The sequence below is a fragment of the Nocardia coffeae genome, assembly GCF_019890715.1.
In the GTDB taxonomy this organism is placed as follows: domain Bacteria; phylum Actinomycetota; class Actinomycetes; order Mycobacteriales; family Mycobacteriaceae; genus Nocardia; species Nocardia jiangxiensis.
Genome location: NZ_JAINZY010000010.1, coordinates 274,657 through 301,631, shown reverse-complemented (window position 1 = coordinate 301,631; position 26,975 = coordinate 274,657). Strand labels below are relative to the sequence as shown.

The 26,975-nt window shown below is 68.4% G+C and carries 23 protein-coding genes; 4 read left to right on the top strand and 19 right to left on the bottom strand.

Annotation, left to right across the window (positions count from 1 at the left end; translation table 11 throughout):
- Window positions 1–220 precede the first annotated feature (220 nt).
- The 4 genes from K7711_RS31840 to K7711_RS31825 form a co-directional block, all read right to left on the bottom strand.
- The gene (locus K7711_RS31840) at window positions 221–949 is read right to left on the bottom strand and encodes a TetR/AcrR family transcriptional regulator (RefSeq protein WP_222973879.1); all 729 of its coding nucleotides are present in this window, start codon (window positions 947–949) and stop codon (window positions 221–223) included.
- Complete coding sequence (locus K7711_RS31835) at window positions 942–2,201, bottom strand: FAD-dependent monooxygenase (RefSeq protein ID WP_222973877.1); 1,260 nt, start codon at window positions 2,199–2,201, stop codon at window positions 942–944. Before K7711_RS31835 ends, K7711_RS31840 begins: the two co-directional genes overlap by 8 nt.
- A 128-nt stretch (window positions 2,202–2,329) precedes the next feature.
- Complete coding sequence (locus K7711_RS31830) at window positions 2,330–3,328, bottom strand: sensor domain-containing diguanylate cyclase (RefSeq protein WP_235748078.1); 999 nt, start codon at window positions 3,326–3,328, stop codon at window positions 2,330–2,332.
- 224 nt (window positions 3,329–3,552) lie between these two features.
- On the bottom strand, window positions 3,553–4,542 hold the full coding sequence (locus tag K7711_RS31825; protein ID WP_308015044.1) for an alpha/beta hydrolase: 990 nt from the start codon (window positions 4,540–4,542) through the stop codon (window positions 3,553–3,555).
- Between the two features lie 424 nt (window positions 4,543–4,966).
- Between K7711_RS31825 and K7711_RS31820 the strand changes: the two genes are divergently transcribed.
- Window positions 4,967–5,380, top strand: a complete 414-nt coding sequence (locus tag K7711_RS31820) for a secondary thiamine-phosphate synthase enzyme YjbQ (protein WP_222973874.1) — start codon at window positions 4,967–4,969, stop codon at window positions 5,378–5,380.
- A gap of 58 nt (window positions 5,381–5,438) precedes the next feature.
- Here K7711_RS31820 and K7711_RS31815 read toward each other — a convergent pair whose 3' ends face one another.
- The 10 genes from K7711_RS31815 to K7711_RS31770 all read right to left on the bottom strand — a co-directional run bounded on the left by K7711_RS31815 (window position 5,439) and on the right by K7711_RS31770 (window position 18,243).
- The gene (locus tag K7711_RS31815; protein ID WP_222973872.1) at window positions 5,439–8,357 is read right to left on the bottom strand and encodes a tetratricopeptide repeat protein; all 2,919 of its coding nucleotides are present in this window, start codon (window positions 8,355–8,357) and stop codon (window positions 5,439–5,441) included.
- A 439-nt stretch (window positions 8,358–8,796) separates the two neighbouring features.
- Window positions 8,797–9,537 carry an alpha/beta hydrolase gene (locus K7711_RS31810; protein ID WP_222973870.1) on the bottom strand — a complete coding sequence of 247 codons (741 nt, stop codon included), beginning with the start codon at window positions 9,535–9,537 and terminating at the stop codon, window positions 8,797–8,799.
- Window positions 9,534–10,127: a cysteine dioxygenase family protein gene (locus tag K7711_RS31805; RefSeq protein ID WP_222973869.1), complete on the bottom strand. Its 594-nt coding sequence runs from the start codon at window positions 10,125–10,127 to the stop codon at window positions 9,534–9,536. Before K7711_RS31805 ends, K7711_RS31810 begins: the two co-directional genes overlap by 4 nt.
- A gap of 39 nt (window positions 10,128–10,166) precedes the next feature.
- Entirely contained in the window at window positions 10,167–11,297 is a 1,131-nt protein-coding gene (locus K7711_RS31800) for an LLM class flavin-dependent oxidoreductase (RefSeq protein ID WP_222973867.1), read from the bottom strand.
- Window positions 11,294–12,346: an ABC transporter ATP-binding protein gene (locus K7711_RS31795; RefSeq protein WP_222973866.1), complete on the bottom strand. Its 1,053-nt coding sequence runs from the start codon at window positions 12,344–12,346 to the stop codon at window positions 11,294–11,296. The genes K7711_RS31800 and K7711_RS31795 overlap by 4 nt, the downstream gene beginning before the upstream one ends.
- Window positions 12,343–13,350, bottom strand: coding sequence for an ABC transporter ATP-binding protein (locus K7711_RS31790; RefSeq protein ID WP_308015043.1), 1,008 nt, complete (start codon window positions 13,348–13,350; stop codon window positions 12,343–12,345). The genes K7711_RS31795 and K7711_RS31790 overlap by 4 nt, the downstream gene beginning before the upstream one ends.
- Window positions 13,337–14,263 carry an ABC transporter permease gene (locus tag K7711_RS31785; RefSeq protein WP_222973862.1) on the bottom strand — a complete coding sequence of 309 codons (927 nt, stop codon included), beginning with the start codon at window positions 14,261–14,263 and terminating at the stop codon, window positions 13,337–13,339. Before K7711_RS31785 ends, K7711_RS31790 begins: the two co-directional genes overlap by 14 nt.
- Entirely contained in the window at window positions 14,260–15,297 is a 1,038-nt protein-coding gene (locus K7711_RS31780; protein WP_222973860.1) for an ABC transporter permease, read from the bottom strand. Before K7711_RS31780 ends, K7711_RS31785 begins: the two co-directional genes overlap by 4 nt.
- Window positions 15,294–16,856, bottom strand: coding sequence for an ABC transporter substrate-binding protein (locus tag K7711_RS31775; protein WP_222973858.1), 1,563 nt, complete (start codon window positions 16,854–16,856; stop codon window positions 15,294–15,296). Before K7711_RS31775 ends, K7711_RS31780 begins: the two co-directional genes overlap by 4 nt.
- 49 nt (window positions 16,857–16,905) lie before the next feature.
- On the bottom strand, window positions 16,906–18,243 hold the full coding sequence (locus K7711_RS31770) for an LLM class flavin-dependent oxidoreductase (RefSeq protein WP_308015042.1): 1,338 nt from the start codon (window positions 18,241–18,243) through the stop codon (window positions 16,906–16,908).
- 122 nt (window positions 18,244–18,365) lie between these two features.
- Here K7711_RS31770 and K7711_RS31765 point away from each other — a divergent pair, with 122 nt between their 5' ends.
- On the top strand, window positions 18,366–19,235 hold the full coding sequence (locus K7711_RS31765; protein WP_222973854.1) for a LysR family transcriptional regulator: 870 nt from the start codon (window positions 18,366–18,368) through the stop codon (window positions 19,233–19,235).
- 236 nt (window positions 19,236–19,471) lie between these two features.
- Here the strand turns inward: K7711_RS31765 and K7711_RS31760 are convergent, their stop codons facing one another.
- The 5 genes from K7711_RS31760 to K7711_RS31740 are packed head-to-tail and all read right to left on the bottom strand — an operon-like array spanning window position 19,472 to window position 24,560.
- Window positions 19,472–20,521 (bottom strand): ABC transporter substrate-binding protein, encoded by a 1,050-nt coding sequence (locus K7711_RS31760; RefSeq protein ID WP_222973852.1) that lies wholly within the window; start codon window positions 20,519–20,521, stop codon window positions 19,472–19,474.
- A gap of 31 nt (window positions 20,522–20,552) precedes the next feature.
- Window positions 20,553–21,404: a bifunctional 5,10-methylenetetrahydrofolate dehydrogenase/5,10-methenyltetrahydrofolate cyclohydrolase gene (locus K7711_RS31755; protein ID WP_222973851.1), complete on the bottom strand. Its 852-nt coding sequence runs from the start codon at window positions 21,402–21,404 to the stop codon at window positions 20,553–20,555.
- A gap of 11 nt (window positions 21,405–21,415) precedes the next feature.
- On the bottom strand, window positions 21,416–22,312 hold the full coding sequence (gene purU / locus K7711_RS31750; RefSeq protein ID WP_222974117.1) for a formyltetrahydrofolate deformylase: 897 nt from the start codon (window positions 22,310–22,312) through the stop codon (window positions 21,416–21,418).
- A gap of 5 nt (window positions 22,313–22,317) precedes the next feature.
- Window positions 22,318–23,181 (bottom strand): methylenetetrahydrofolate reductase, encoded by an 864-nt coding sequence (locus tag K7711_RS31745; RefSeq protein ID WP_222973849.1) that lies wholly within the window; start codon window positions 23,179–23,181, stop codon window positions 22,318–22,320.
- Complete coding sequence (locus K7711_RS31740; RefSeq protein WP_222973848.1) at window positions 23,178–24,560, bottom strand: hypothetical protein; 1,383 nt, start codon at window positions 24,558–24,560, stop codon at window positions 23,178–23,180. The genes K7711_RS31745 and K7711_RS31740 overlap by 4 nt, the downstream gene beginning before the upstream one ends.
- 246 nt (window positions 24,561–24,806) lie before the next feature.
- Between K7711_RS31740 and K7711_RS31735 the strand changes: the two genes are divergently transcribed.
- Window positions 24,807–26,093 carry a PucR family transcriptional regulator gene (locus tag K7711_RS31735; protein WP_222973846.1) on the top strand — a complete coding sequence of 429 codons (1,287 nt, stop codon included), beginning with the start codon at window positions 24,807–24,809 and terminating at the stop codon, window positions 26,091–26,093.
- Window positions 26,075–26,971: a methylenetetrahydrofolate reductase gene (locus K7711_RS31730; protein WP_222973845.1), complete on the top strand. Its 897-nt coding sequence runs from the start codon at window positions 26,075–26,077 to the stop codon at window positions 26,969–26,971. Before K7711_RS31735 ends, K7711_RS31730 begins: the two co-directional genes overlap by 19 nt.
- Window positions 26,972–26,975: the final 4 nt, after the last annotated feature.

The following is a 26,975-nucleotide window of genomic DNA, read 5'->3' as shown; positions in this document are numbered from 1 at the left end:
CCACCCCACGAATACGCTTGGGTGACAACGCAACCGAGATAGCGATCGTTGTCGCGAAGCGCTCGTCGGCACCGGCCTGGTGCACGGCCATCACATGAGTCGCCTCGTCGCGCAGCGTTTCTCGGTGTCGTCGGAAGGCTGTTCGCGTGACAAACAGTGTGACAGTTGCCATTTCGCCCACGTCGTGACTTGATGGCAAGTCCGGCGGGCACGGGGGGAATCATGTCGCTCGGTCTGCGGTGCCGTTGCCTGGCGGCGGCTGGGACATCAGGTCGAGTGCGATGGCGCGTTGTTCGGTCAAGGAGCGGATACCTGCTGCGGCGGCGGCGCGGACCTGGTCCGGGGTGGCCCGCTCGGGGCCGAGCAGTGCGGTGACAGCCGCGGCGATCACGCGTTCTGGGTCCTCGACCTGAGGTCGGGACGGTCGGCGGGTGGTGATCAGGAATCCGGAGATGAGCGAATCGAGTGCGAAAGCCTGGTCGGCGAGGGGGCAAGCGGTTCCGGCCAAGTCGTGTGAGCGCCAGATCGGGAGGATCTGGCGCATCACCGCGTCGGGTCCGAGGGTGTCCAGCAGCGTGGCCGAGCGGGGGTCTTGGGTCAGGACGCCGAGCAGTTCGTCATCGTTACCATGCAATGCGGTGACGTAGGGGTGTGCCGCTGACCGGTGCAGCATGTTCACGCACAGTCGGGAAGGGCGGGCCAGGTCGGGGTCGTCTGTGAGCGCGTCGACCTCCTCGTCCGCGAGGGCGAGGAAGTCTCGGCAGACGAGGTCCAGCAGCAGGTCTTCCTTGGTTTTCCAGTACAAGTAGACGGTGCCCTTGCCGATGTGTGCCCGACGGGCCACCTCGGCGATGGTCACGCCCTTGCTGCCGCGGCCGAGCAACAACTCACCCGCGGCAGCAAGGATGCGTGCCGCCTTGGGCGGGGTGTGGCCGGGCAGTTCAGGCAACGGGGATCTCCTCGTGACGGTAGGGCGGTTCACCCAGGGCTTCGCCAACGATATCGGCACTCTTGTAGATGCGGATCTCCTCGACCCGCATGATGCGGTCGGCCAGACGCCGGCCGAGCTCGGTCCTGCCGAGCGCGGGCATGACCCGGCGCAGCAGGATCTGTAACCGGTTGTCCACCACGAAGATCCGGCGATCGTCGGGGGCGGCGTCCTGGTAATGGGTGATGTACGGCCGCAGGCCCTGTTCCCACGCGGTCAGAGCTTTCTCCGGATCGCCTGGATGCCGTTCGAGCATGGCGCCGAGCAGGTCGGCTCCCGCGAGTGCGGACGAGACCCCCATACCGGCGTACAGGGTCACGCACCACGCGGAATCGCCAACCAGGACCACCCGGCCGTTGTGCCAGGTGTTCATCCGAACCTGCTCGACCGAGTCGAACAGCACGGTGTCACTGATTTCCAGCGTGTCCAGGACAGCGCCCAGAGTGCGGCCGGGAGGTTGCGCACCGAACGCCGCCCGAGCGCTTTCGATCGGCGAGCGGGTGAACTCCGCATCCACGTCGTCGGTGCGGTAGCTCAACAGAATGGTCGGATCGTGGTCCTCGAAGGCGAACACCCACATCGAACGGTCCGGTTCCAACAGGGTGGCCGCCTGTCCCGCGGCCAGGCCCGGCGGGGTGCCGCGGTACTCGAACGCGGCGATCATGTAGCCCATTCGGCGGAGATAGCGATCGTGCGGGCCGAAGACCAGCGCGCGAACCGTGGAGCGCAGGCCGTCCGCACCCACGACCAGCTCGAATCGTTCGGTCCCGGACGAGCCGGACGCCGTGTCCAGCAGCGTCACATCCACCCCGTCGTCGTCCTGAACGATGGCGGTCGGCACCGTCGAGTAGCGCACCCGCACCTCCTCGGGAAGCGTGGCGAACGCTGCCTTCTCCACATCACCGCGCAGCATCAGCCACGGTCGGCCGGGCATATCCGCGTACGTCATCCCCGACCGCGCGTTGCCGGTTCGGTCGATATCCAGACCGGGTTGCGAAGACGCGCGGTCATGCAGGTGCTCGAGGAGGCCCAGGCGGCGCGCGGCCGCCTTCCCCGCGCCGAACAGTGCCACCAAGTAACCGCCCGAGCGACGCTCCGGCGAGCGCTCGATGATCACCGGATCCCACCCGGCCCGGTGTAGTCGCGCCGCCGTCGCGATCCCGCTGATACCCATCCCTACGACCAGGACCCGTGCCCGCTTGTTGTCGCTCATCCGAGCGAGCGTACTGACCAAATAATTCAGTTGGTCAGTTTGTGCCCTGGTTCACATCTGCACTCGACCGGTTCCGATCCGCACCGCAACGGCACTCGCTGGTGTTCGGATATCGGCGAACGTGGCGGTCAGTACTGCGAGTCGAGGCCGCTGCACTTCGCTATCGGGGTCGAATCTTCGTTTGCTCCGGTGTCCAGTGCGCGGAGTACCCATTGGTCCTTGCCTTTGGCCTTGGCTCGGTAGAGGGCGCGGTCGGCGGCGTCCAGGAGGGCTGCGGCGGGGGTGTCGGCCGGGGTTGTCACGGCTCCGATGCTGGCCGATATCTGGAGTTCGTATTCGTCGATGACGATCGGGGTGGACAGTGCGGACAGCAGCCGGTCGGCGACGGCGGTGACGCGCAGGTCCTGGGCTGGGGGTGCGACGAGGACGACGAATTCGTCGCCGCCGATGCGCGCGATCATGTCCTGGCCCGTGGGCAGGCTGTCGCGCAGGCGGGTGGCGGCGGCGGCGAGGACTCGGTCGCCGATGCCGTGACCGTAGCGGTCGTTGATCTGTTTGAAGCCGTCCAGGTCGACGAAGCACAGTCCGATCCGGTCGTGATCGGTGGCCGTGGCGGTGAGCGTTTCGAGCCGTTCGAGGAAGTGGCGGCGGTTGGGCAGGCCGGTGAGCACATCGTGTCGCACCTGTTGGTGCAGTTCGGCGTGCAGGTGGTGCCGCTCGGTCACGTCCTCTCCGACGGCGAGGAGATAGTCGGCTTGGCCGGCGGATCCCTTCACGTAGGTGATGGCGAACGCGGCCCAGCCGGTGCTGCCGTCGGTGCGGGCGAACTGCTGCTCCAGTTTCACGGTGCCTTCGCGCGCGGGGACCAGGGTGTCGAAGACCAGTGTGCAGATCTCGCCGCGGGCATCGGGGTGGGCGAACCGATAGACCGAAGTACCGCGCAACTCCTCGGCCGGGACGCCGATCATCGCGGCCAAGCCGGGGTTGACGTCCAGGAGGGTGCCCGCGGTGTCTGCGATGGCGATCGCGATCGCGGCGTTGTCGAAGACGATCCGGAACCGTTCGTCACCTGCGCGCGACGCCTGCCGCTGTGCGGTGTCGACCGCGTGCGGCCACGGATCGCGCATCGGGTGAGGTGGCGCTTGATAGCCCCGGAGGACAGCGGCGAGCAACCCCGCCACGCGGTGGGCGGCGACGAGCGACAACCGGCGGGCAGTGGCGAGCGTGTGCCGCCATCGCGACGTCGATGCCGTCCGGCCGGGTCCTGTTATCGAGATCTGCCCGCCACCGCGGCCCGCAACCGCGGGCACTCGCTCGGGTGAGGGGGATCTCAGCATGTCGTCCGCCGTGTTCAACTTGCGTCGGGAAGTGCGGTCGAGGAAAGCCCGCCGGTGAGCACCTGCTGGTGGAACTGCCCGAGCGCATCGATCGCGGCGCGGGCATCGGACAGCAGATCCGATCCGGCGTGGTGGACGTGCGGCGCACGGTCCCAGATCTGCAGCACCGCCGGTACCCGGGCTTCGGCGCAGCGCCGGGCCAGGATCTGCGAGTCCGGTAACAGGCATTCGGTGGAGCCGACCTGGATCAGCACCGGTGGCAGGCCGGTGAAATCGCCGTTGACCGGCGACCACGCCGGGTCGAGTGGCCCGTCGGTGGCGAAACCTCGACGGGCGATGACATCCAGCGCCTCGGCCGGGATGTACGCGTCGCGTTGCCGGTTGGGGTGGGCGTCGCGCACGGTCGAGTCCAGATCGGCCCACGGTGCGATCGCGGAGATGCCACCGGGCATCGGCAACCCCCGTTCACGGGTGGCCAGCGCGAGGCGGAAAGCCAGGCCGCCACCGGCGGAGTCACCGGACACGATGATCTGCTCGGGCTCGAAACCCTGCTCCAGCAGATATCGGTACGAGTCGACCGCGTCGTCGAGCGTTTCGGTCAGATGCGCCTGCGGCAGCTGCCGGTAATCGACGCTGAACGCGGGCATCGCGCTGGCCTGGGCGATCTTGGCCACCATGCGCCGGTGAGTGTTCAAACCGCCGCAGATGAACCCGCCGCCGTGGAAATACAGCAGCACCGAATCTTGCCGCTGCCGCGGATCACGATCGCCCTGCCACAACCATTCGGCCCGGAACTTCTCGAACCGCACCATCCGGCGCTTTGTGCCCTTCGGCGCAGCCAGCGCCGCAGCCGGGAGATCGAGCAAGCCGCACACACCCACCAGTTGCCGGAACCGGCCGTGGTCGACGACCCGGGTCAACGTCGACAATCCGAGTCCGACCGTGCCACGCAGCAGCGGATGGGCGATTCTGGTGCCGATACCGGCCCGGTTCGGCCGCTGCACGGTCAGCGTCGACTGCGGGGCCGACTCGACGACCCGAGACTCGTCTCCGGCCCGGACACCATCGTCCGAGCCCTGTGCGCACCCCGAACAGCACTGAACGGGTGCACGACCACTATCTTCTACACGGCGCAACGTCGATCCTTCGTCAGACGACCTACAACATGGCGATGGCCAATCCTGACCGAGCAGGGACATGCGCACAGCGGCGGAAATACCTATAGAAGTACCTATCCGCACACAACCCGCCCGTCAGGGCAAGGGCAGAATGTCACCGAATGCGCCGACCGCCGGCCCGGCCGCCTGCCAGCGGACCCGCGAACTTCCGAACTCCGTCCCTGTTCGACAAGCCGCCGAGCTTCGCCCGCCCGCAGCGCTGCTCGACGTTCGCCTCTGTCCGAGTCCTCGACAGGAGGACGATGGTGCCATGCAGAGCATGGTGATCGACGTGCAGACCGGGCGCGACGAAGTCGTCCACGACCTCACACCGCATTGTGCGGCCTTCCTGCGCGAGGCAGCGGCAGGGCGCGACGGTCTACTGCACGTCTTCGTCCCCCACGCCACCGCGGGCATCGCCCTGATCGAACTCGGCGCAGGTAGCGACAACGACCTGCTCGCCGCTCTACGAGACCTGCTCCCCGCCGACGACCGCTGGCGCCACGCCCACGGCTCCCGCGGCCACGGACGCTCACACGTCATGCCCGCCCTGATCGCGCCCTACGCGAGCATCCCGGTCCTGGACGGCGCAATGGCCCTGGGCACGTGGCAGTCGGTCGCAATGGTCGACCTCAACCTCGACAACCCCGTCCGGCAGGTGCGATTGTCCTACCTGGCCGGATGAATGCACTGCCGTCCGGCAACGACCGGCACACCGACCGCCACGGGCGCCGAGCGGCAACTCATAGCAGCGAGTTCGGCCCTGACTCTGCATCCTTTTGGTGCCTCACCTTGCGATCGTTGAGTGCGGAGGTGGCAAGTGCCGACCCCCCGCTTTGGGCGCGCTCCAGAAACCGTGTGGCCTCGGCTGGGTCGCCGGATCGCTCCATAATCCTTGCGGCGTCGACGAGGCCGTCGGGGTCACCGGCGTCAGCCAAAGCCATCAGCAGCCGTAAAGCGCCGTCAACGTCGCCGTCTTCGGCACGAAGGCCAGCAAGATGCGGAACGTAAGCTGCTGGCGCGTGACCGGCCACCGCCTCGGCTTCAACGCCGCGCCCCGAGTGCTCCAGAACTCTCATAAGGCCGAACACCGCCACCGGCACCCCAGCCCGGCCTTTCTGATGCTGGCGACTGAGTGCGGCAAGGCCACCGGACTCGTCAAGGCTACGGTGATACAGGCGTTCGGCGATTTCATACGAACCTTCGCGCTCGTGCAGTTCGGCGATCTCGGAGAGCACGTAGCGTAATCCTCCGTTGTAGGCACGCCATAGGGTTCCGCGCGCCGTGGCGAATTCACCGTGCTGGGCAAGCAATCGCGCCGCAACACCGAGCGTCTGCCACTGCTCCAATTCGACCGCCCGGTCACACAGCAACCGCACCTTGTCCATTCGCCCGTCGATTTCGAACACGACCATCAGTTCCCGTAACGCGTTGCCATCGCCTTCGGCGAGCGCGTGGGCCAACACTGCGACCGCCCGCTTGCGGTCGGTGTACACGTACCTCCAGGCCAGTCCGGTGAACGCGTTTCGATTGCCTGCGTGGAAAGTCAGGCGTGTGAGTTCGAGAGCTTCCTCGTGATGACCGTCGACCGCCAATCTTCGGGCCTGATACTCCACCGCCTTGGTATCGCCGTTGCGCAGAGCGTGCTCGTACTGCCGCTGCGCTTCGAGGTGGTCCCCGCGCTTCCACAGCACCGCACCCAACCCCACTCGCGCCGAAGGTGTATCACCATTGTCGACAGCCGTGCGGTACCAGTGTTCGGCGTCGTCGAGCTGCCCCAAGTCTTCACACCGGATGCCCATCTCCACTTGGGCTGGACCCACACCTGCGATGGCAGCAGCTTCGAACAGTGGCACCGGGTCATGGTCACGGTGGTGGGCGGCGATCTGGTTGCCGACGTAGAGCAGCCCATGGGCATCACCAAGCTTCGCGGACCGCCGCGCCAGCCGTATCGCGACGTCGATGAGCCCACGCGCAACTGCCGCATGCGTCAAGCCGAGGAGATCACGCACGCTGACCACGAAGTGTTCGGCCGCGATCCAGAAGCCTTCGCCGGGCGATTCCCACATTCGGCGTTGAGAAATCACCTGCTCGGGATAGTCAGCCAAGTGCAATCCCGCTCGATGCTCGCCTCCTGGCAACCCCCGAGCGCGGGCGCGGCTCAAGACGCCGCGGGCACCTCGGCAGGGTGCACTGGTGTACGCGATCACTTCGTCGAACCAGTCCGGCGCCAGCAAGTCACGTCGCAGCGCAGTCAGCGCTGACTCGGCAGCGGCGGCGAGAAACTTCTCGTCCAGGCAAAAGCTGGGGCCACCCAGTCGCCTTGCATCGACGGCCGCATGGAGCACAGCCCGAGCCTCAGGGTAAGAGTCGTCGTACCGTTCGAGTTGGGACAACCCACCAGCCAGATACTGAGTGATGTGGTGGTCTTCTGCCTGATCGACAGCCTCGCACATGCGCGCATCAGTCCCGCTTGGGCCTTGCAGCACGGCAGTAATGTCTGCTTCGGTGAAGTATTCGGGTACCTCGATGCGGGCTTTGTGTAGCAAGGCGCGGGTATTGGTGCGATCTTCACTCCGCCGTGACGACGGCCGGGTCACTCCGACCCAGTGTTCGTGCCAGGCTGCTCCGATTGCGAGTACTGGCCGTGAGGCCGGTGCATGCACAAGCCGTGCCAGTGCGGCGGCGACCTGTTCATCATGCTCGGATCGACCCGACAACAGTAAGTTCTTCACCTCGTCGAGCCACAGCACTGTTCGCGGGGCCAGCGGCCTGTCGCTATGGAGCACTTCCTCGAAGGCTCGAGGCTGCCATAACCGCCAGTTCGGCGGAAGAGCCTGTAGCGCCTGCCAGATGGCGCGGCCCTTGCCGGTCGAGGAATCCCCGACCAGGATCACCACTGTTGTGTGCCCGTCTGCAGCACGAGATACCGCCGCCTCGAGAGCAATATCGAATTCACGACGTACATACGGGGTCAGAGCTGTTTCCGGACCGCCGCCAGTGGCCGCGCGGATCGTCTCGTGTATACCGAAGTTCTCGACCTGTACCTGGCTCAACGGCGTTCCGACCAGCGCGGCGGCCGACATCGGTGTGACATCGCAGAAACGGGTGACGGTCTGGTCGCCGAAATATCGGCCAACAATGTCAGGCTGCTTGCGTAGACGAGCGGAGAGGTATTCCGCATCCCAGATGTGATCGACACCGAGCCTCGGGTGAGCGCTACGGAATTCCTCGATCAAGTCGTACACCTCAGCGCGAGTGCCAGGACAGGCCGTGGCGATGACGAAACTGCGGGCCTCGAACCGGCCACCTCCGCTGACAAAGGTCTCCAGCGCTTTCCGTGCCTGGCTCTGAGTGAACCTTTCGACTTTCTTCACTTGATAGGCGTGCTTGTTGCCGTCGGCATCGCACCCGACGATGTCTACGCCACTCTGTTCCTGACCCGCTACGCCGTATCGTCGGACCGTCGGTTGAAGATTGTCGTCGACCCGCGCGAGGTCGAGCACGAGGCGTTCGAAGTCCTCCCAGTGGAGGTCGCGAAACGGCAGAACCGCGATCTTCGGGTCAGTGACCGCCGGTTGGTATCGAACTGGCGGCGCCGCATCGAGATCGAGGCCATGGTGGCCTGCGTTCGACGACGCAATCTTGGGTCGGTCGTGCACATGAACCCCCTCGCCAGCGCGTGCAATCGAGGACGATCAGCCTAGCAAGGCGGTGGTCGCGTGCGGGGATGACGGTGCGTTCATCGAGCCGGACCGACCGTGTCCGTATTCGTCATTGTCTACCGTCCTGACGATTTCGACCGACGCCGACAGCGAAACGCCGCTGCTGGCCAAACTTCCGCGCACGCCCCGGGTGGAGGGGTGACCGCGCATTCGGTGCCGCACGTCTTCTGCGGCGGGTCGGACGATCTGATCACCGAACTCGGTGTGCTGACCGAGGGTCAGACCGCGCAACTGCGTCCACCCGCGATGTCGTATCGGTCGGAACCGGTGCGCCTCGGTGACGTCGACCGGAAACTGCTGCGTCCTCGCCGACGACGAGCGCTCCAGCACAGAACAATTGTCCGCGGTGTCCGGCCGGTCGCCCCGGACGCTGCGCTCAGTCCAGCGCGGTCACGATCGGCCGGACATCGGATCCCAGTCGCAGGGACTCGAGGAACTGCACGATGGTTGCCGCGACGGAGCGGTGCGCGACATCGTTGAGCACGTCGTGTCGGCCACCCTGTACGAGGCGGACATCGGTGTGCGTGGCCTGCGCGTAGGTGTCGAGTGCCGATGCGAGCGGGGTGATGCGGTCGTCGGTGCCGTGCAGGGCGAGTGTCGGGCGGTTCCGGGCTCCTCCGATGGTTACCGTCTGCCACGGCAGCGGCGAGGTTATCGCGCCGCGGGCGAAGCTCTCGTCCGCCGATATCACGGCGCGGTGCACCGGGCAGGCGGTGCGGGCGTCGACCTCGTCCGCCCAATCGGCGCCCACTGCGTCGCTTGATTGCGCGGACGACGGGAGCGCAATCGCCGCCAGCACAACACCTTCCACGGGAAGGTCCGACTCGAAACGGGCCGCGAACGCGGCACCGCTGTCCGAGCCGAGCAGGACTCGCGGGGTCGGCAGGGACTCGTCCGCCAACAGTTCTTCGACGGCTGCGCGGGCTCCGGCGACGTCCCCGAGTTCCACCGGGACGAATCGCACTCGGTAGCCGTCGGCGGAGAGTCGCCGACCGAGGCGCGCGTACGACGCGGCGGTCTCACCGCGCCCGGGGAGCAGAACGATGGTGCCGCGCGGCGTGGCGCCCTCGGGCTCGTCCCAGACGCCGGTCGTCGCGTGTGTCTGCACTGTCGTCATTCGCTCGCTCCTGCCGCCCACGCAGACGTGAACCAGTGCACCGCACCGGTTTCCGGGTTGTAGGACCGCCGGGGCAAGGTCCCGATGTCCGCGCCGTACACGTGGATTCCGATCACCGGCTCGTCGCCGCCGCAGCGCACCTGGTGCACGTCGTCGTCGGTGGTGCAGCACACCGTCACCTGGCCGCGGGTCCACTCCGAGGTGCCCGCCGCGACCAGGGGCACGTTCTCGGCCGAGGGCTTCCCGAACCGGGTCTCGACCTCGGTGCCGCGATGGATTCCCACGACACCCCAGGTTTCGTGGCCGTGCACCGGAGTCCCCTGGCCGACGTTCCACACCGCGCTGGCGATGGAGAAGGCCCCGTCCGGCGCGACGTGCAGCGGATACATGACGTAGTGGTCGGGATCGGGTCGCGTCTTGTCCGCGGGCAGGTCGAAACCCGCGGCCAGTACGGCGGCGAGTTCGTCGCGGATGGCCGTGGTGAGCGCGCGCTCGTCGGTGATGTCGTCGATCAGCTGCGCGACGGTGTCGGCGAACGCCGCCAATTCGGGTACGTCGGTCTGCACCGCGACGATCGGGGGTCGGGTCATTCCAGCTCCTCGGTGTGGGATCGGGGGTCCTGGTCGGGATTAGACCGCGGCACGGTCGGGGCGAGTTGCCTTGCGGTGGGCCAGTTCCTGCCGAACCAGCGGCAGCAGGTCCCGGCCGTAGTCGATCGCATCCTGGAGTGGGTCGTACCCGCGGATCAGCACGGTGTCCACCCCGATCTCGATGTAGTCGAGCAGGGCCGCGGCCACCGTCTCGGGCGAACCCACCAGCGCTGTGGAGTTGCCGCCACCGCCCACCGCCTTCGCGGTCGGGGTCCACAGGCACCGGTCGTGCAGCTCGCCCTGCTCGGCGACGGCCAGCAGCCGCTGCGAGCCCGCGTTCTGCGGATCGGCGCCGCGCGGGTGGAGTTGGTTGGCGCGCAGGTTGTGCGCCCCGCCGACGCCGGTGGTGATGGTGTCCAGGATCCGGTGTGCCCGTTCCCAGGCGGCGTCGTCGGTGGGCCCGAGGATCGGCCGGAACGACACCGAGATCCGGGGGCGGCGGTCGCGGCCCGCAGCCACCGCACGGTCGGTGACGGTGGCGATCTGCTCGGCCGTCTCACGCAGCGGCTCACCCCAGAGCATGTAGGTGTCGGCATGCCGGGCGCCGACCGAGTACGCCGCCGGGGAGCTGCCGCCGAAGAACAGCTCGAGGTGCCTGCCCTCGTGCGGATGGACCTGCGGGTGGAATCCCTCGAATCGGTAGTACTCGCCCGAGAAGTCGCGGGGTCCGGTGGTATCCCATGCGGCGCGCAGGATTTCGAGGTATTCGCCGGTCCGCGCGTAGCGCTCGTCGTGCGGGAGGAAGTCCCCCTCGCGACGCTGCTCCAGGTCGGTGCTTCCGGTGACGATGTTGAGGGCCACGCGCCCGCCGGAGAACTGGTCGAGCGTGGTGAACATGCGTGAGGCGAGCGTGGGGTGCACGACGCCGGGCCGGTGCGCCACGAGCAGGCCGAGTCGTTCGGTGTGCGCGGCCACGGCGGCCGCGACCTGGGAGCCCTCGGGCCAGCCGGAGCCGTATCCGATGAGCACTCGGTCGAATCCGCCGTCCTCGTGGGCACGGGCGAACCGGATCGTGTAGTCGGGGTCGATCACCGCTCCGTCGCCCGCCCGCGTCTCGGAGGCGTCGGCGGTGCCGATCATGCCCAGGATCTCGACATCGTCGTAGCTCATCGGTCGCCCTTCGTGAGTGTGCCGGTGTCACCCGGCCGGATGTGGATGTTCTCGGATGTCTCGGCGGGCCACCGGGCGGCGATGTGGCAGGCGGCGGACCACCGCTGCCCCACCTCGCGCAACGGTGGCTGAGTTGCGCAGTCGGCGAACGCGAATCGGCATCGGTCGGCGAACACGCAGCCGTCGGGATACGACGCGCCGGCCTCGCGATCGACGCGGACGTCGTCGGGCCGGATCGCGGACTGTTCCCCGAGGCTCGGCGCGGACGCGACCAGCAGCGCGGTGTACGGGTGGGCCGGTCGCGTCAGGACTTCGTGCAGATTTCCCTGCTCGACCAGTCGGCTCCGGTAGAACACCGCCACCCGGTCGCCGATACCGGCCAGCGAGGACAGGTCGTGCGCGATGATCACGACCGCGAGGCCGAGGTCGCGCCGCAACCGGTCCAGGAGGTTCAGCACCAGGTTGCGGTTGGAGACGTCCAGGGCACTGACCGGCTCGTCGCAGATGAGCAACTGGGGTTCGGTCACGATGGCGCGCGCGAGGGACACCCGCTGCCGCTGGCCTCCCGACAGGTCGCGCGGGTGGCGGTCACGCACCACGTCGGGATCCAGCCCGACCGCACGCAGCGCCCGGTCGATCCGCTCGCCGCGGGTAGCGTCGCGCCCGCCCGCCACCTCGAGCGGCTCGCCGACCAGACGCGCGACGGTGAGATCGGGGTCGAGTGAGCGCAGGGGATCCTGGAACACCAACTGGATCCGGCCCTGTCGCCGGAATTTGCGCAGTTCGCGGCCGCGCAGACTGGTCAGATCCCGGCCGTCGAACTCGATGGTTCCGCCCGCCGGAGCAGTCAGCCCGACGGTCGCGCGAGCCAATGTCGTTTTGCCCGAACCGGTTTCGCCGATGATCCCGACGATCTCGCCCGGGTACACCTCCAGGCTCGCGCCACGCAGCGCCGCGCCGGTGCCCAGGCCCACTCCCCTACGCGGCACGCCGTAGGTCACGGACAGGTCGGTGACCCGCAGCAGTGGTGCGGCAACCGCGGTACTCATGCGGCCACCCGATCCCGGACGCACCGCGCGAGATGTCCGGGACGGACCTCACGGAACGGGATCACGCCCTCGGCGCAGCCCGGCCCGGAATGCGCGCACCGCGCGGCGAAACGGCAGCCGGTGATCTCCTCGCCCGCGGCCGGCGGTTGCCCGTCGATCGTCTCCAGAGTGCGCCGCGACCAGTCGCCCAGCGACGCGACGCGCAGCAGGGCCTGCGTGTACGGGTGGCGCGGATCGCGCAGGACCTCCTCGGTCGGCCCGCTCTCGACGAGTTCACCCGCGTACATCACCATGACGCGGTGACTCGTCCGCGCGACGACGGCCAGGTCGTGCGTCACCAACAGCAGGCTGAGCCGATGGCTGCGCTGCAGCCGGTCGAGCAGGTCCAGGATCTCGGCCTGGACGACGGTGTCCAGCGCGGTCGTGGCCTCGTCGGCGATCAGCAGTTCCGGGCCGAGCGAGATCGCGATGGCGATCAGCACCCGCTGCAACATGCCTCCCGAGAGTTGGAACGGATACAGCCGATCCACGCGCTCCGCATCGTGAATCCCGACCTCGCGCAACAACTCTCGGCTGCGCTCCCGGGCGGCGCGACGGGGCAGGCCGCCGCGCACGCGCAGCTGTTCGGCGACCTGGTGGCCGATCGTCAGCGAGGGGTTGAGGTACGAGCCGGGATCCTGGAAGACCGCCGCGATCCGGTTGCCGCGCAACCGTTTCCAGGTGGCGGGCCGGGCGCCGGTGAGCTCGACCGCGGACTCGCCCGCGCCCAGCGTGACGTCGCCGACCTCGATCGTGACGCCGGGCGGCAGCAGCCCGAGGACGGCGCGGCAGGTCAGCGTCTTGCCGGACCCCGACTCGCCGACCAGGGCGACGGTCTCCCCCTGCCGGATCTCGAAGGACACGTCCCGCAGGGCCCGTCGGCCGTCGGCGACATCGACGTTCAGGCCGTCGACGCGCAGCACCGGCCGGTCGACGCCGGTGGTCGGATCATCAAGCAGTGACACGGTCGAGCTCCTTGGTGGGGAATGCGGGATTCGCCGCGACCGCCGGGGTCGACGGGGTGCGGCCGAGCAGCCGCGCGAACAGGCCGCGCCGCGCGCGAGGCGCATCGGAGCCTGCCTCGCGGACGCAGTCGGCCAGGATGTTGAGGGCGCCGACGGTGAGCATCATCGGTATGCCCGGGAGCAGCGGGGCCCACGGCTGTAGTTCCAGGTAGCCGAGGTCCGAGGACAGCATGCCGCCCCAGGTCGGGGTCGGCGGCGTCACGCCGACGCCGAGGAAGGCGAGCGAGGCGATGATCAGCAGCGCGGCGCCGGTGGCCTGTGCCGCTGCCACGGCGACGTTCGGCAGCACCTTGCTCCACATGTGCGTGCGCAGGATCCACCAGGTGGACGCACCCATCAACTCGGCGGACTCGACGTACTGAGTAGTGCGCAGGCCGAGGGTGACGGCGCGGCTGATCCGGAAAAAGGTCGGTGCGGACAGGATCCCGACCGCGATCATGGCCTGGCTCATGCCGTTTCCGAGAGTCGCGGCCACCGCGATGGTGAAGACGGTGAAGGGCAGCACGGTCAGCGTCTCGGACATGCGCAGCGCGAACCACTCACCTGCCCGCCCCGCCCACACGGACGCGAGACCGGTGGGCACGCCCAGGCACAGTCCGACCAGGACCACTTCCAGCGCGCCGACGACCGACAGCCGCGTTCCGGCCATCAGGCGGCTGAGGACGTCGCGGCCGACGTAGTCGGTGCCCAGCAGATGGGCGGCGCTGGGACCCTGCAGGATCTCCGGGGATTGGCGCAGCGCGTCGTAGGGCGCCAGCGCCGTGCCGAAAACGGCGAGGAACAACACCGCCGCGAGGATCACCAGACAAACTCGCGCGCTGGGGATCGAGAAGAGTCTGCGCAGCGTCGTCATCGTCGGCCTCCTGAGGCGGTGCCGCGGCGTGCGGCGGGGTCGAGCAGGATCTGCAGCGCGCCGAGCGCCAAGGTGCCGAGCAACACGACGGCGGAGGTGACCAGCAGCGTGCCCAGCACGACGGGCACGTCGCCGCGCTGGGCGGACTGCAACGCCAACTGAGCGACTCCGGGCAGGTTGAACAGCTTCTCGGTCATCACGGCGCCGCCCATGATCAGCGGGAGCGCATTGGTCACGACGGCGAGCGTCGGCGCGACGGCGTTGCGCAGCACGTGGCCGAAAAGCACTCGGCCCCTGCTGTATCCGCGCATGCGCGCGCCGATGGCGTAGTTCTCCCCCTGCGCGGTCACCAGGGAGGTGCGCAGCTGGCGCGCGATGTTCGCCGCGACCTCGAGCGCCAGAGCGAGTGCGGGCAGCGTGGCGTAGCGCAGCCAGTGCACCGGGTCGATGGCGTACGGCGAGTAACCGCCGGCCGGGAAGAGGCGGGCCTTCACGGCCAGCAGCACGATCAGCGCGATGCCGATGACGAAGGGCGGCATCGTGGCCAGCACCGAGCAGACGACGGTGACGATCCGGTCGGCCGGTCCGCCGGGTCGCGCGGCAGCGGCGATTCCGGCGCCGAAACCCAGGACGAGCGCAAGTACCAACGCGTACAACGCGATCGACAGATCCACCGGAAACGCGAGCTGCACCGACCGCGCGACGGGGACCGTGGTGAACCACGATTGCCCGAGGTCCCCGTGCAGCGCGGCCCGGACCCAATCGAGGTAGCGCACCACGAGCGGCCGGTCGAGCCCGAACTGATGGTTCAGCCGCGCGATGTCCTGCGGCGTCGCGGTCTCGCCGAGCACCACGGCAGCGGGGTTGTTCTTGCTCAACGCACCCAGCGCGAACGTGATCACCGACGCGAGGAACAGCACGGTGACCGAGGTGAGGAGCAGGCGCGCGAACCGGCGAACCGGGGCCAACAGCCTGAAGGGCGTGCGCCTCGAGGCGACCGACGGATCGCCGGGCACCGATGTCACTGCCGTCATGCGGGAACCCCTTCCCAACGGAGCAGACTCGGGTGTTGTTTCAGCGGCGCAAGCGATTTGCGTCGAGCGAGGATGCTGGGCACCTCGTACAGGAAGGTGTTGGGGAACCGGGTGACCGCGATGCGCGTCGCCTCCTGCAGGGTCGCGGGGTACGACGGAGCATCGGTCGGGGTCGCGGCGACTTTCGCCAACTGCGCGACCAGCTCCGGGTCGCCCGACCGCGCCGGATTCATCAGTCCGGTGGAGCTGAACAGGACCTGGAACGCCTGCACCGGCGACTCCCGGCCCGCGAAACCGTCGTAACCGAGCGCCTTGCCGCGATTGAGGTAGACGATCTGCGTCCACTGCGACGTCGGCACCGGGTCGATGGTGAGCTCGATCCCGATCTCCGCGAGTTGGGCCTGAATCTGTTCCACCGCAGCCGGAATCGGGGCCGCCGCCGACAACGTGGAGCGCACCTTGCCGGACAGCCCGGCATCGGCGAGGATCTTGCGCGCCTTGGCGGGGTCGTAGGCGAACGCTCGCGTCAGCGCCGGGTTGAAGCCGACGTACCCCTGCGGGAAGGGCTGATAGTCGACGTCGCCGATGCCGAAGTTGGCGATCTTCCTGATCGCCTCGCGGTCGATACCGTACTTCAGCGCCTCGACGACGGCGGGGTTGTCGAACGGCGGCTTCGAGGTGTTGACGTCGAGCACGGCGACGTACATCGAGTCGAGCACCTGCACCTCGAGACCGCTGGCCTGGGCCGCCTTGATGCCCGAGGGCGGAATCTTCGCCACGTCGTACTGTCCCGAGGCCACCGATGCGACGACGGTCGCCGGGTCAGCGGCGGGATAGAGCAGGAACCGGTTGATCCCGATCTGATCCGCGAGGTGGAAATGCGGGTTCTTGCGCAGTTCCGCGTGGTCGTTGTCGACATAGGAGGTGAGCGTGAACGGCCCTGACCCGGCGGGCCGGGTCGCGAGAGCATGCGCGTCCTTCTCGAACACCGCGGGGTTGACCACCATGCCCGTCTTTCCGGCGAGCAGCAGCGGGTACTGGTAGTTGGTCCCGGTCAGATCGATGACGACATCCAGGTCTCCCTGCGCCGCAACCCGTTTCAGGTCGGCGATCTGCGGGGCGATGAGGGAGCCCGGCGCGGATCGCCCGCGTTGGATGGACTTGGCCACCGCCGTGGCGTCCAGTGGCGAGCCGTCGGAGAACTTCAGCCCGGGGCGGAGGGTGAACGTGACCTGGGTGCCGTCCTGGTTGTAGGACCACTTCTCGGCGAGCCACCCGACCGCGTTGCCGTCGCCGTCCAACGCGGTCAACGCGTCGTAGGCGAGCGAAAGCATAGTGACGTCGGAGCCGGCGGAGGAGGTCACCGGGTCCCAGGTGGTCGGCAACTGCCAGGCCCACGACACGGTGCCCGGACCGCCGCCGCCGACGGAACCCGCACCGGCATCACTGCAGGCCCCGAGGGCGAAGAGGGCGCCGGCGCCGAGGCCGAGCCGGAGCATCGCCCGGCGGCTGACGGTGACGGGAGCGGAGCGATCGGTCCGCTGAACGCTGAGAGACATGGACGGAGCTGGTTCCTTCTCGGGAGGGCGACGGGTGTACCCGGCGGCGTCAGACGGCCGCGCTGTAGCGGTTCGGCGGGACCGGCAGGCCGAGGTGACCGCGGAGGGTCTGCGCGGTGTACTCGGTGCGGAACACGCCGCGCTCCTGGAGGATCGGCACGACCTCCTCGACGACCCGGCGGAAGTTGGCGGGATGGTCGACGGCGATGTTGAAGCCGTCGCACGCGCGGGCCTGCCACCACTCGATGAGCTTGTCCGCGACCGTCTCCGGGGAGCCGACGAACTCGCTCTTGCGCCGCTCGCGGGTGGCCTCGACCGCCTGCCGCAGTGTCCATCCGTTGCGCTGGGCCCGTTCGGTGATCGATTTGGCCTGGGTGTAGAAGGAGCGTTCGCCGTGCACCAGCGCCTCGGCCGGGAACGGCGCGTCGAGGTCGTAACCGGTGAAGTCGTGCCATCCGAAGGGTCGCCCGAACTCCTCGAGCGCCGCGGTGAACGTGTGGTCTGCCGCGTGGTTCGCGGCCTCGATCTCCCGCGCGTCCGCGTCGGTGTCGCCCACCACGATCTTCACGCCGGGCAGGATCAGCAGATGGTCGGGGTCGCGGCCGAAACGCTGTGCCGCCCTGCCCTTGATGTCGTTGTAGAACGCCTGCCCGGCAGGGATGTCGGCGGCGTGGGTGAAGATGCCCTCGCCGACGCTCGCTCCCAGGTCTCGCCCCTGATCGGAGTCGCCCGCCTGGAAGATCACCGGGTGCCCCTGCGGCGAGCGGACCAGATTGAGCGGACCCTGCACCCGGAAGAAGGCGCCGTCGTGGTCCAGCCGATGCTGCTTGCTGCGGTCGAGGAATCGCCCGGTCGCCCGGTCCCGCACGAAGGCGTCGTCCTCGTACGAATCCCACAGCGCCCGAGCGAGTTCGACGAATTCCTGCGCTCGCCCGTATCGGGTGTCGTAGTCGTAGTGCTCGTCGAGCCCGTAGTTGCGCGCGGTGCCCGCATCACCGGTCGTCACGACGTTCCACCCCGCGCGACCGCGCGAGATCAGGTCGAGCGAACCCAGCCTGCGCGTCAGGTTGAACGGGCTGTTGAAGCTCGTCGTCGCCGTGCCGACCAGCCCGATCCGGCGGGTCTGCACCGCCAGCGCGCTCAGGAGCGTCAACGGCTCCAGGCGGTTGAGGTAGTGCGGCGGCGAATACGGCGTGATGAACTGGCTGTCGACGATGAACACCAGATCGAACAGGCCACGCTCCGCCAGTCGCGCCATATCGGTGAACCAGTCGATGTTCACGCTCGCGTCGCCGGGAATTTCCGGATCCAGCCAGAGAGTATGAGTGCCCGGACCACCGGTCCCGTAGGGAACGGCGCCCAGATGAATCTGCCGTCTGCTTCGCACGCCGCTCCATCCCATTGATTTCCTGCCTCATCGAAATTACGGGAATTCGCGCGGCCTATCCAACGAGCATTCATGATGAGAACCATCACGATTCGTAATGAGAGGGCATAATCGTGAGAATCATGCAAAAGAATCTCGACATCGCTCCGTTGCGAAGCTTCGTGGCAATCGCGGATTGCGGCGGTTTCCAGCGAGCGGCGACACATCTGCACCTGAGTCAGGGGGCGGTCAGCCAGCACGTGCGCCGACTGGAGGATGCGGTCGGCCGCCGGCTGGTACAGCGGTACGGCCGCGGCTCGCGGTTCACCCCCGACGGCGACGAACTCCTCGTCGTGGCCCGGCAGATCCTCGACCTGCACGACGACGCGCTGCGCCGCTTCGGCACCGAGGCCGAGGGCGCCATCACGATCGGGTCGACCGAACACGCCGCCGCACAGCTGCTACCGGCCCTCGCGACCGCGATCGAACGCGCGGCCCCGCGGTTGTCGTTCCGGTTCCGAATCGACCGCGGCATGGCTCTGCGGGAGGGCCTCGCGAGCCGCCGGATCGACCTCGCACTGCTGCTCAACAGCGACGATCCGAACGTGATCCGCGTCGGCGAGCTGGAGCTGACCTGGTATTCCGCCCCGGGCTGGCAGCTCCCGCCCCGGCCCCATCCGGTGCCGATCGTCGCCTTCGACAGTCCCTGCGCACTGCGCAGCCGCGCCTTGGAGACCCTGTCCGAGGTCGACCTCCCCGCGTCGATCCGCGCCGAGGCGCCGCAGCTGGGCGGCGTGCACGCAGCGGTCGCGACGGGCGTCGGAGTGGCGCTGCTGGCCACACTCGGACAGACGCCCGAAGGGCTCGTTCCGCGCTCCGACCTCCCCGCCGCCAAACCATTGCACCTGTCTGTGGGGGCACGTCCGGGCCTGCCCGCGGCGACGGCGAAGATTGCCGCGGACGCATTACGCCCACTGCTTTCACCGCACCTACGTTTGGCCGCGGGAGCATGAGCCCTGACGCACGGCCACTGTTGCAATCATGACGATTTGAATAAATCCGTTTCCTCGGACCGGAATTCCTTGGGCATAATTCGTTCGAATCGCCGTGATTTTATTTATTCGCCGGGAGAACCTTCCCATTTTCTCGGTGAAGCACCACTTCCCGCAGCGTGCCGAAACCAGCAGTGCCGCAGATGTTCTCTCGGCGGACCGTACTGTGACCGGGTAACCGCCCTCCCGGAGCAGGGTCAGCTCGGCAGGTACTCGTTGGTCCAACTGGTCGGCGGTAGCTTGGCGCCCCGAGGGACCGCGTTCGTCTTCTCGATGAAGTCCATGCTGGTGTTCCATCCGTCGACGCTCATCGCGCCGGTCTCGGGCCAGTCCACCTGCCGCAGGCTCGCGAGCAGGACCGGATCGGCCATGGTGGAGAACGTCGACTTCACGATGTCCACCACGTCGGACTCGTGACCGCGGATGTACGCGCTGCCCTGCTGGACCGCCCGCACGAAACGACGCACCAGCGCGGCGTTCTCGGTGGCATAGTCCTTCCGCACCGCGACGATCTGGCCGTACCCGGTCCGGGGCACCGACCACGCGGGCACGGTGTCCGGACCCGCCACCACGACCCCGTCACCGTCGTGCTGCACCGCCAGCGGAGTGGGTTCGGAGGTGACGAACCAGTCGATCTGATTTCTGGTCAGTGCCGCTTTGTCGGCCGCCGGGCTCGGCAGGGACACGTAGCGAACGGTGCCCGGGGACACCCCGTACTCCCGCAGGAAGATGCCCGCCTGTCCCTGCGTGGTGGTCGAACTCGCGCCGCCGGTGGATCCCCGCAACGCCGCGGCCACCTGCGCGGGTGGTGTGCTGCCGGTGAGATGGTGCGCCGCCGCGAATTTCGTGCTGACGATCAGACCGAGCGGGGCACCCGCACCGTCCATGGACACGGCGAGTTGCGGGATCTTCCGGTTCACCGCGTTGATGAAGGTCGTCGGGCTGGAGTTGAGGAATTGCACGGAGTTCGATTCCAGCGCAGCAGCATCCAGCGACGAGGGCAGGTCGACGAACTCGACCTTCAGCCCTGCCGCACGGAAGTACCCCTTCGCGTCGGCCACCCGTAGCGGCGCGTCGAAGATCGTGTCCGCGACGCCGACGGTCACCTTCGTGGCGCCGTCGGCCTCGCCGGAACCGCAGGCCGCGAGCAGGCTCGAGCACAGTGCGAGTACCGCGGGGATCACGATGCCCGGCCGGACGCCCCTGCCGCCGAGGCGTCGTTGCCTGTTCGTGTCGATGATGCCCATGGGCCGGCCTTTCCGTTGTCGCACAAAATAATCAGCTGAACTCGCGCGCCCACTCGGCGGCCCGGACCGTATTGGCCATGAGCATCGCGATCGTCATGGGGCCGACTCCGCCCGGCACCGGAGTGAGCCGATCGGCGTGGCCCACGAGTTCGTCGGCACGCACGTCACCGGCCAATCCCTCGGGTGTGCGGTGGATTCCGACATCGACCACCGTGGCGCCGGGTTTCACGTGCTCCGGCCCGATCAGTCCGCGCACCCCGGTGGCGACCACCAGCACGTCGGCCGCGCGGGTCACCGCGGCCAGGTCCGCAGTGCCCTTGTGCGCCACCGTGACCGTGGCATCCCGGTTCATCAGCATCTGCCCCATCGGCCTGCCCACCAGATCCGATCGGCCCACCACGACGGCGTTCGCACCGGCGAGGGTGACCTTCTCGGAATCCAGCAACTCGATGACACCGGCCGGTGTGCACGGCCGCAGCCCGAACTGATCACGCGCCAGCAATCCGGCACTGAGCGTCGTCAGCCCGTCGACGTCCTTGACCATCGGGATCCGATCGATCAACGCGGCCGCGTCCAGCCCCGCGGGCAGCGGCAGTTGCAGCAGGATCCCGGACACCGCCGGATCCTCGGCCAGCGCGTCGATGACCGACGCGATCTCCTGCTGCGAGGCGCTCGACGGAACCGCCCGGTGCAGATCACGCATGCCCAGCGTGCGCACCGTCCGTCGTTTGCTCGCCACGTACACCGCACTCGCCGGGTCCTGCCCCACCAGAACCGTGGCCAGCCCCGGCGCGGTATCCGGCGTGAACGACGTCGTGATCTCCTGCGCGACCCGCTCCCGGATCCGTCGCGCCGCGCCCGTGCCATCGATCCATCGCGTCACCCGAACCCCCTTCACGCGAAGACGATCGTGTGGTTGCCCTGCCGGAAAACCCGGTCCTGCGCATGCCAGGCCACAGCCCGGGACAGCACCGCGCGCTCCACATCCGCCCCGCGACGCTGCAGTTCCGCGGCACTGTCCGCATGCGATACGCGCACCACGTCCTGCTCGATGATCGGACCCTCGTCCAGATCCTCGGTCACGTAGTGTGCCGTCGCGCCGACCAGCTTCACCCCGCGCTCCTTGGCCTTCAGGTAGGGCCCGGCGCCGACGAAGGCGGGCAGGAACGAATGGTGGATGTTGATGATCGGCACGCCGACGCGGTCGATGAAATCTCCCGACAGGATCTGCATGTACCTGGCCAGAACGACGAAGTCGACGTTTCCGCGCAGCAGGCGCAGGTGCTCGGCTTCCGCGGCGGACTTGTCCGGCCCGGCGGAGGGCACATGGAAGAACGGGACCCCGAACGCACGCACCTCGGCCGCGGTATCGGCGTGGTTCGACACGACCATCGCCACCGATACGGGTAGTTCACCGCGCCGGTGCCGCCAGAGCAGATCCAGCAGACAGTGCTCCGACTTCGACGCGAAGATCGCCACCCGCTTGCGCACCGCCAGGTCGCGCAGGGTGAATTCGAGGTCGAATCCCTCGCGCAGCACCGTGTCCAGATCCTGCCGGACCGCGGGCAGCACCTCGGGCAGATCCCGCGCGGAGAACACCGTCCGCTGGAAGAACGCGCCGCCGCTGGGATCATCGGAATACTGGTCCAGCGACACGATGTTCGCGCCGTGCCTGCTCAGCACATCGGTCACCGCCGCGACGATGCCCGGCCGATCGAGCCCCTGCACCGTGAGCGATGCCAAGGGTTCCCGCCTGCCGATCGTCGCGGTGGCGGGCCGGACATCCTGCACCGCCGTCACGACACCGCCTCCTCGCCGAGACGTGCGGTGAAGTCCGCGATCCACTCCACCGTGGCTTCCACTCCCCCGAAACTGTAGAAATGGATCCGCACGTCACCGTGCCGTTGCGGTTCCCACCGCCGAGCCAGATCCCGCAGGAACCGGTCCGGCCCCGCGGTACCCATGAGGTTGGTGAGCGAGAACCCGTACTTGCGCACGATCCCGGCACTCGTGCCCACCCCGAACCGGGTCGCGTACCGCACCAGGCGGCGGATGCCCGCCGGGCCCGGCACACCCACCCGGATCGGCAACGTGATCCCCCGCGCCCGGACCTGTTCGACCCAGTCCAGGACCGCGTCCGAGTCGAAGCCGAACTGGGTGACCACCGAGCCTCCCAGCCCCATCTCCGCCAGCAGTGCGGCCTTGTCCTCCAGCGCCCGCCACAGCACGTCGGCGGGAATGTCGGGATGACCTTCCGGATATCCGGCGATGCCCGCCTCGGCCATGCCGAATCGTTGCGGCACAGCGCTTTTCAGCACCGACAACGCGTCCGGGTACGGCCCGAACGGGACCGCCGGATCACCGCCGACCACGAACAGCCGGTCGGCGGCGGACACGTCGGCGAGGCCCGCCAGGAACTCCTCGAGCTCGTCGGGTGACCGCAGCCGCCGGGCCGCGACGTGCGGCACCGGGATCAGTTCGAGGGCCCGGCACACACCGGCCGCCTTGACCCGCGTCTCCAGATCCTCGCTGTCCAGGTAGGTCAGGTGCACCCGCGTTCCCCGGGGGATGTGCGCCGCGGCCGCGGTCAGCCGGTCGATGTCCTTTCCGGTGATCTCCAGGGAGAAATCCGTCAGCAACGAGATCTCGTGCCCGCTCATGACTGCGCGCCGCGGTAACGGGTGCGGGCGAAGCTGTCCAGCGGGGCGGCCTCGACGGTGGCGCGAATCTCGACCTGGTCGTGCGGCTCCACGGCAGGCTTGTCCGACACCGGATCCTCACCCCACACCACGCGTACTTCGGTCCCCGGGCGCGCGAACTCCTCGTCGACGACCGCGAGCGATACGACGGCCTGATCACGCACGACGTATCCACAGTCCATCGAGATGCCCACCCGCCGACCGCCGACCAGCACCTCGTCCATCTGGAACTGGCCGTACCGCGCCTTGGGCAGCGAGAAGTACTTGTAGGTGGGCCCCGGCGTCCACAGCGAGGAGAAGATGCGCCCGGCGTCCTCGGGGTGCCACACCAGAGTCACCTTGTGCCGCTGCGGTCCCTCGGCCCGCGCACGCAGAGCGTCCATCCCCACGAACTCGTGGTCGAACTTGACGTGTCGTCCGTAGCCCAGGTCGTAGGGGGTGACGTAGTAATCGGCGACATTCCGCGAGAAGAGGCTGCCCGCAAGCGAACCCGCGCTGTTCGCGGGGAGCCACTGGCGATAGCCGGTCAGGCTCGGGTCGGTGTGGATGGCGGGCATGGGGCCCGGGATCCATCCCGATTCCAGATTCGCCGTCGAGTAGGCCACCGACCCGACCTGCTTCATCCCGAATTCCTCGCCCACGTCCAGGATCGCCGCCCGCACCGCGGGCCCGTCCGCCCAGGGACCGAACAGCTCGAATCCGACCTGTCCGGCCATGCCGTGGCGGATGGCCCGCACGTGCTTGCCTGCGATGGTGAAGGCGGTCATGCCGAAGAACCGCACCTCGGGCATCGGCGCCCCGGTGAGTTTCTCCACCAGGGACGCGGTCGCGGGGCCTTGGATCTCGTAGCGGTAGAGCTTGGGCGGCAGTCCACCGCGCTCGACGGACTGCGGGTCACGCTCGACCGTCACGTCCCAGTCGCCGGTCAGCGCGTTGTATTCGACCCAGTCCAGCGCGGTGCGGCGACCCACGAGATCGGCCGACCGGTCGCTCAACCCCACCAGGACGCAGTCGCCGATGTAGTGCCCGTCGTTGTTGACGGCCACGAACTGCTTGGCCTTGTTGTCGCCGAACGTGGCGAAGCTGTTCACGCCCAGGTGCTCCAGCAGCCGCACGGTATCCGGGCCCTCGACGAACAGGTCGACCATGTGGTGCGACTGATCCATCAGCACACACGAGGTGTGCCACGCCAGGGCTTCCTCCCGCCAGTTGGTGAATTCGGCCGGGACGAAACCGAATCCGTGCGAGAAGGCACGGCGCGCCTGGTTACGCATGAGTTCGACCGGGTTGCCCACCCGCTCGATCGCCGCCTGAAGGCTTTCCTGCACTGCCTCACCCACGTTGTTCCTTCCTTCGACGGGATGCGCCGGGCGATATCTCCGGCGCCCGGCTCAGGATCGCAAGGCGGACATCCCCGGCACACGGTCCTCGACGCCAAGACCAGCGCCCGGCGAATTGTGTTCGGGCACAAATGCCCTGCGCAGTGGCCTGCGGCTTCGTTCGGTGGTATCAAAGTCAGGACCAACCCACGTCCGGGAGCGCCGCGCGATCAGCCCGGGTGCTGTCCACCGGGGAGAGAAGTGCCGATGAGCGTTCCGGACAGCACGGTGATGGACCTGCATCAGATCGTGGCGTTGTGCAGCGAGCTGTCCAGTGTGGCGACGGCCGATGGCGATCTCGGTCAGATCGTCGCCCTGGTCGCCGGTCGTGCCGGGGTGTGGGCCGCGGTGGTGGACGATTCGCTGTCGGTGCTGGAGCTCAGCGGCGGCCCCGAACCCGACGAAGCCGATCTGCTGGCCACGGCGCTGGACGAGGACCGGGAAACGGTGTCGCAGTTGATCTCCGCCGCCGCGCAGATGCGCCGCGCACTCTCCCTACCAGCCTTCGGCGCCTGGGCCGTCTCACTCGTCGTCGCGCCGATCCTGGTGGGCAACGACGCCGTGGCCTACCTCCTGACCGCGGGACACGACGCGGACGAGACCGGTGAGGACACCCGCATCATGGTGACCGAGCACGCGGCCATGGTCAGTGCCGTGATTCTGGGGCGCCGCCGGGTCGTCGCCATCGCGGCGGGGCGCGCACGCCGCGAACTGTTCGACGGGCTGGTCCTGGTCGGGGATCGCACCGCGGCCGACATCGACGGCTGGGCAAGGCATCTGGGCATCGAACCGGGGCATCGCCAGCGAGTGCTGCTGATCGCGGTGGACTCGCCCGAGGGGGCGCCGGCGCCTGCGGTCACCGATCTCGTCGAGCACCTGATCACCGCTCGCTGGCCGACCGCGACGGTCGTCAACCGCGGTACCGAGGTCGTCACCCTGGTACCGGGTGACGACGACGCGGGCCTCGCGCGCAGACTCGGCGGCCTGGCGAAGTTGTGCCGGGAAACGGTCACCGCGCGCTTCCCCGGGATCCGGATCGTCGCGGGCCTGAGCGATCCACACACCGGTGCGGCCCGGATCAGCACCTCCTACGAACAAGCCCGGCGCGCGGTGGACATCGGGCGAACCTTCCCGGGACTGTCCGAGGTCGTCGTCTTCGCCGACCTGGGCGTGCACCGGTTGCTGGCCCAGGTGCGTGACGTCGCGGAGCTGGGCCGATTCACCCGGCACGTGCTGGGTGACCTGCTCGACTACGACCGGGCCAACGGCACCGATTTCGGTGCGACGCTCGCCGTGTACTTCCGGGAGAACGGCAGCCCGCAGCGGGCGGCGGCGCTGCTGCACACCCACCCGAACACCGTCGCGTACCGGCTCCGCCGGGCAGCGGAGATCGCCGGGGTGGATCTGGGTTCGTATACTGATCGCCTGGCGGTGCAGCTGGCGCTCGAGATCCTGAACGGCCTAGGCGGTGACCTGTGCGCGACCTCATCCTGAACGCCCGGGGGGCGCCGATACTGGGAGCCTACGTGGTGCCGCGCGAGGCCGACCGGGAACAAGCGGCACGGGCCGCGGCCGCTGTCCGCGACGCCGGGGCAGATCTGGTCGTCACGGCCACCTCCGGCCCCGAGCGGTCGCGATACACCAGCACCAACCAGGCGATCGACCTGGCCGCCACCTGTCACGGCAGCACCGGCGTAGCCACCGTCGCCACCGTCACCACCTGGAGCCGCACGGTCATGGCGTTGCAGGCGCATCTGCTGGGCGGCCACGCACGGGGTGTCACCCGGCTCGTGTGCGGCAACGGCAGTGCGCCCAGCGACGAGGCGTCCTGGGGCGAGGGCCGGTGGGCCGTCGACGTGGTCGAGCTGATCGAACTGCTCGGCAACCTCAACGAGGGCATCGACCGGCACGGCCTGCGCCTGGAAACCCCCACGCATTTCGACATCGGCGTCCGCATCCGCGCGGTTCCCCGGCTCACCGCCGAAGACCGGACCCGCATCCGCCGCAAGATCGACGCCGGCGCGCACTTCATCGTGACGAGCCCGGTCTACCGTCCCGAAGCTCTCGAACCGCTGCTCGACGTGATCGACGGCGACGTCCCGGTCGTCGCGACGCTGCACGCGCTGGGCTCGGCCGCCGAGGCGAACCTGCTGCGGCACGAACTCGCGCCGGACTGCATCCCGGAGATACTCGTGCACCGCCTGGAACGCGCGGCGGACGGCGCGGCCCAGGAGGGCGGGAACATCGCCGTCGAGATCGCGGCCGACATCGCCAGCGCAACCCAGGGCCTGCTGCTGTCCCGCTCCGACCGGCCCGATCTGGTGTCGCGGGTCAAGAACGTCCTGCCGCGTCCGGTGGTCAACTCACCGTGAGTGG

Excerpts from the sequence above, each read along its gene's own strand:
- K7711_RS31830 (WP_235748078.1), bottom strand. The coding sequence starts at position 3,328 with ATGCGCGATCCGTGGCCGCACGCGGTCGACACCGCACAGCGGCAGGCG.
- K7711_RS31805 (WP_222973869.1), bottom strand. The coding sequence starts at position 10,127 with ATGACCCGACCCCCGATCGTCGCGGTGCAGACCGACGTACCCGAATTG.
- K7711_RS31775 (WP_222973858.1), bottom strand. The coding sequence starts at position 16,856 with ATGTCTCTCAGCGTTCAGCGGACCGATCGCTCCGCTCCCGTCACCGTC.
- K7711_RS31785 (WP_222973862.1), bottom strand. The coding sequence starts at position 14,263 with ATGACGACGCTGCGCAGACTCTTCTCGATCCCCAGCGCGCGAGTTTGT.
- K7711_RS31760 (WP_222973852.1), bottom strand. The coding sequence starts at position 20,521 with ATGGGCATCATCGACACGAACAGGCAACGACGCCTCGGCGGCAGGGGC.
- K7711_RS31735 (WP_222973846.1), top strand. The coding sequence starts at position 24,807 with ATGAGCGTTCCGGACAGCACGGTGATGGACCTGCATCAGATCGTGGCG.
- K7711_RS31800 (WP_222973867.1), bottom strand. The coding sequence starts at position 11,297 with ATGAGCTACGACGATGTCGAGATCCTGGGCATGATCGGCACCGCCGAC.
- K7711_RS31780 (WP_222973860.1), bottom strand. The coding sequence starts at position 15,297 with ATGACGGCAGTGACATCGGTGCCCGGCGATCCGTCGGTCGCCTCGAGG.
- K7711_RS31765 (WP_222973854.1), top strand. The coding sequence starts at position 18,366 with ATGCAAAAGAATCTCGACATCGCTCCGTTGCGAAGCTTCGTGGCAATC.
- K7711_RS31820 (WP_222973874.1), top strand. The coding sequence starts at position 4,967 with ATGCAGAGCATGGTGATCGACGTGCAGACCGGGCGCGACGAAGTCGTC.
- K7711_RS31835 (WP_222973877.1), bottom strand. The coding sequence starts at position 2,201 with ATGAGCGACAACAAGCGGGCACGGGTCCTGGTCGTAGGGATGGGTATC.
- K7711_RS31810 (WP_222973870.1), bottom strand. The coding sequence starts at position 9,537 with ATGACGACAGTGCAGACACACGCGACGACCGGCGTCTGGGACGAGCCC.
- K7711_RS31745 (WP_222973849.1), bottom strand. The coding sequence starts at position 23,181 with ATGAGCGGGCACGAGATCTCGTTGCTGACGGATTTCTCCCTGGAGATC.
- K7711_RS31795 (WP_222973866.1), bottom strand. The coding sequence starts at position 12,346 with ATGAGTACCGCGGTTGCCGCACCACTGCTGCGGGTCACCGACCTGTCC.